Origin of the sequence: Lacihabitans sp. CCS-44 (genome assembly GCF_024343735.1) — a bacterium.
GTDB lineage: Bacteria > Bacteroidota > Bacteroidia > Cytophagales > Spirosomataceae > Leadbetterella.
On sequence record NZ_RJUE01000025.1, the window covers coordinates 1 to 3,025 of the forward strand.

The window sequence follows — 3,025 nt, forward strand, 5'->3', positions numbered from 1 at the left end:
AAGACAACGACAAATCATTAATAACAAAAAATGGCCGGAAGATATTTAATCTTCCGACCATGACTAAGCGAAAGCTCCTTTTTTATACTATTTATCGTAAATGTTATTTTTTGTACATAACCTTTTTCACTGCGTCAATTGTCCTTGCAACGTTTGGTAAGGTAGCCTCAATAAGAGTAGGGGCGTAGTGTAAAGGAATATCCATATTGTTTACTCTGATAACAGGAGCATCCAAATGGTCAAAGGCATAACGTTGTAAATGATATGTTATTTCAGATGAAATAGCTGCTAATGGCCAAGCTTCTTCTACAACCACACACCTGTTGGTTTTCTTTACTGAGTCAACAACTGTTTGATAGTCAATAGGTCTTACTGTTCTCAAATCTATCAATTCTACACTTATACCTTCTTTTGCTAATTGTTCGATAGCTGGTAAAACCACTCTTGAAATCATTTTTCCAAACGAAACAATCGTAACATCTTTGCCTTCTTGTATAACATTTGCCTTTCCGATAGGTAAAATATATTCTCCGTCAGGAATCATACCTTTGTCGCCATACATTTGCTCAGACTCCATAAAAATTACTGGGTCGTTGTCACGAATAGATGCCTTCAAAAGACCTTTACATTCATAAGGATTTGATGGAACAACAACTTTCAGTCCGGGGGTATTAGCAAACCAATTTTCGAAGTTTTGTGAGTGTTGAGCTCCAAGCTGACCTGCATTGCCTGTAGGCCCTCTAAACACGATTGGGCAAGAATATTGCCCAGCTGACATGGCCATTATTTTGGCAGCACTGTTGATGATCTGGTCAATGGCAACAAGTGAAAAGTTAAAAGTCATGAATTCAATAATCGGACGACAGCCGTTGATAGCAGCACCAACACCTATACCTGCAAAACCTAGCTCAGCAATTGGGGTGTCAATAACTCTTTTGGGTCCAAACTCATCCAACATTCCTTGACTGGCTTTGTAAGCTCCATTGTATTCAGCTACCTCTTCACCCATTAAGAATATTGTTTCATCACGACGCATTTCTTCTGACATCGCCTCTTTTACAGCATCTCTAAATTGAATTTCTCTCATTTTTGGCTTATAAATAAATTAATTTTGGGCAAAGACCCCAATTGGTCTACAAAAATAGTAAGCTATTGTCAATTTCCGAAATCTATTTGTAGAATTGCGTGATTTCGTTAATTTATTTTTGTCGATTGTTATATTTTCGGTGTTTAAAATTCAATAATTTGATGTTTCCTAAAAAGAGATTATGGGTTTGTTCATCCATTACTATAAGAAGGAATGAAATTTTTATGGGATAAATTTAATTTGGGTTATGTGACCATTTCAAGGTTTTGATTTGTTCGATTTAATTCCGAAGGAATTTAATATTTATAGAAGAAGAATTTTGCAGTGGTTGTACGACCCCTTCGGGGTCGAATGCTTCTGATTTGATCGTTTTTCAATAAATATTTGACACTTTCTGTGCCTTAATGATTTTACTTTCTTCTACCCAATTCAGAAGGAATTTAATGTTTATGGAAAAAGAATTTTAAGGTGGTTGTACGACCCCTTTGGAGTCGAATTCTTCTCAATGCTGGGCGGTTTTCTATAAACATTTGACCCCTTCGGGGTCGAATTCTTCTGATTGGGTCGTTTTTTAATAAATATTTGACACTTTCTGTGCGTTAATGATTTTACTTTCTTCTACCCAATTCAGAAGGAATTTAATGTTTATAGAAAAAGAATTTTGCCGTGGTTGTACGCCCCCTTCGGGGTCGAATTCTTCTCAATGTAGGGCGGTTTTCTATAAAAGTTTGACCCCTTTGGGGTCGAATGCTTCTGATTGGATCGTTTTTCTATAAACACGTGCCCCTTTCTGGGTTTTGTTTTTTGAGTGTTATCTTTGATTAATACTTCATTTATTTTAATCATTTTCAAACCAATCAAACAAATATTCATCCTTATATTCTATCTTAAATTTACTTAAGAACGTTTTATATTCATCCTTGAATCTTATTTTTTTATGATGTTCTTTTTGGTTTTGAATATAGGCAATTACATTATCTAAGGCCGAATGGCTATAAGAAAATGCTCCAAAACCTTCTTGCCATTGAAATTTAGAGGCTGAAAACTTTTTATCGTTAATAAATTCATTGGAAGATTTTTTAATTTCTCTCACTAGATCGGATAAGCTGCATGACGGTTTTATTCCTATAAATATATGAATGTGGTCGGGCATTCCATTTATAGCGAGCAATTTTTGACCTTTATTTATGATAATCCCGGTTATATATTTGTATAATTCTTCCTCCCAAATTGGCTGAATTAAGCTTTCTCTACCTTTTATTGCAAAAACTAATTGAATATAGATTTGTGAAAATGTTCCTGCAATAGTTTTAATAAGTTGTATGTTCTTTTAAATCTTACTTTTTTATTTTTAATAATTCATTGTGCATTTTCTATAAGTTTGATTGTTATATAGCACTATTTAAGGCCAAAATTTCAGTAAAAGTTTATAATAAAGCTTCAAAAAAAACATGTTGCAAAAAACGCACTATACACAATCACTATCCTTTAGTGGTCAATCTATACTTTTCTGGTTTTGATAAAGTTCTAACTATTTTATTTCTGGCTTCTAAATCAAGTTTTACGGTTTCTCCGTACCATTGAACACCGCCCTCAAAATTATCCTTCACTCTCCCATATAATTCTTCCATAAGTTCAGTATGAGTGAGCTCTTTTTCATCCAAAATGGACAGAATGTTTTCTTTAATGAATTCATATTTCTTCAAAGATATTTTCTTGTTGGTCTTACCAGCTTGGGGGTGCAAAGTCTGAAACATATCATCTTTCATCACAATTGAGTTTTGGTGTCAGTTGTTTATTTTGGTTCGAATCTATAAAAAGTTTTACCATTGAATTTACAAATGCCTTCAGTATCCGTTCCAAACCACAATTCTCCCTTTTTGTCTTTGTATATGGTATTTATGGCATTACTGGTAAGACCTTCTTTAGTATTGTAAT

4 protein-coding genes are annotated in these 3,025 nt (G+C 33.9%); all 4 read right to left on the reverse strand.

What is annotated here, in order from left to right:
• Positions 1-103 precede the first annotated feature (103 nt).
• Positions 104-1,087: a pyruvate dehydrogenase complex E1 component subunit beta gene (locus tag EGI26_RS07075; protein WP_255077335.1), complete on the reverse strand. Its 984-nt coding sequence runs from the start codon at positions 1,085-1,087 to the stop codon at positions 104-106.
• A gap of 838 nt (positions 1,088-1,925) precedes the next feature.
• Positions 1,926-2,411 carry an IS200/IS605 family transposase gene (gene tnpA, locus EGI26_RS07080; RefSeq protein WP_310587947.1) on the reverse strand — a complete coding sequence of 162 codons (486 nt, stop codon included), beginning with the start codon at positions 2,409-2,411 and terminating at the stop codon, positions 1,926-1,928.
• Between the two features lie 157 nt (positions 2,412-2,568).
• Positions 2,569-2,856 carry a DUF6958 family protein gene (locus EGI26_RS07085; protein WP_255077140.1) on the reverse strand — a complete coding sequence of 96 codons (288 nt, stop codon included), beginning with the start codon at positions 2,854-2,856 and terminating at the stop codon, positions 2,569-2,571.
• A 26-nt stretch (positions 2,857-2,882) separates the two neighbouring features.
• Positions 2,883-3,025, reverse strand: a 143-nt coding sequence (locus tag EGI26_RS21305; RefSeq protein WP_409035356.1) for a two-component regulator propeller domain-containing protein, incomplete at its 5' end; no start/stop codon positions are given.

Coding starts and splice junctions, on each gene's coding strand:
- EGI26_RS07075 (WP_255077335.1), bottom strand. CDS start 1,087: ATGAGAGAAATTCAATTTAGAGATGCTGTAAAAGAGGCGATGTCAGAA.
- EGI26_RS07085 (WP_255077140.1), bottom strand. CDS start 2,856: ATGAAAGATGATATGTTTCAGACTTTGCACCCCCAAGCTGGTAAGACC.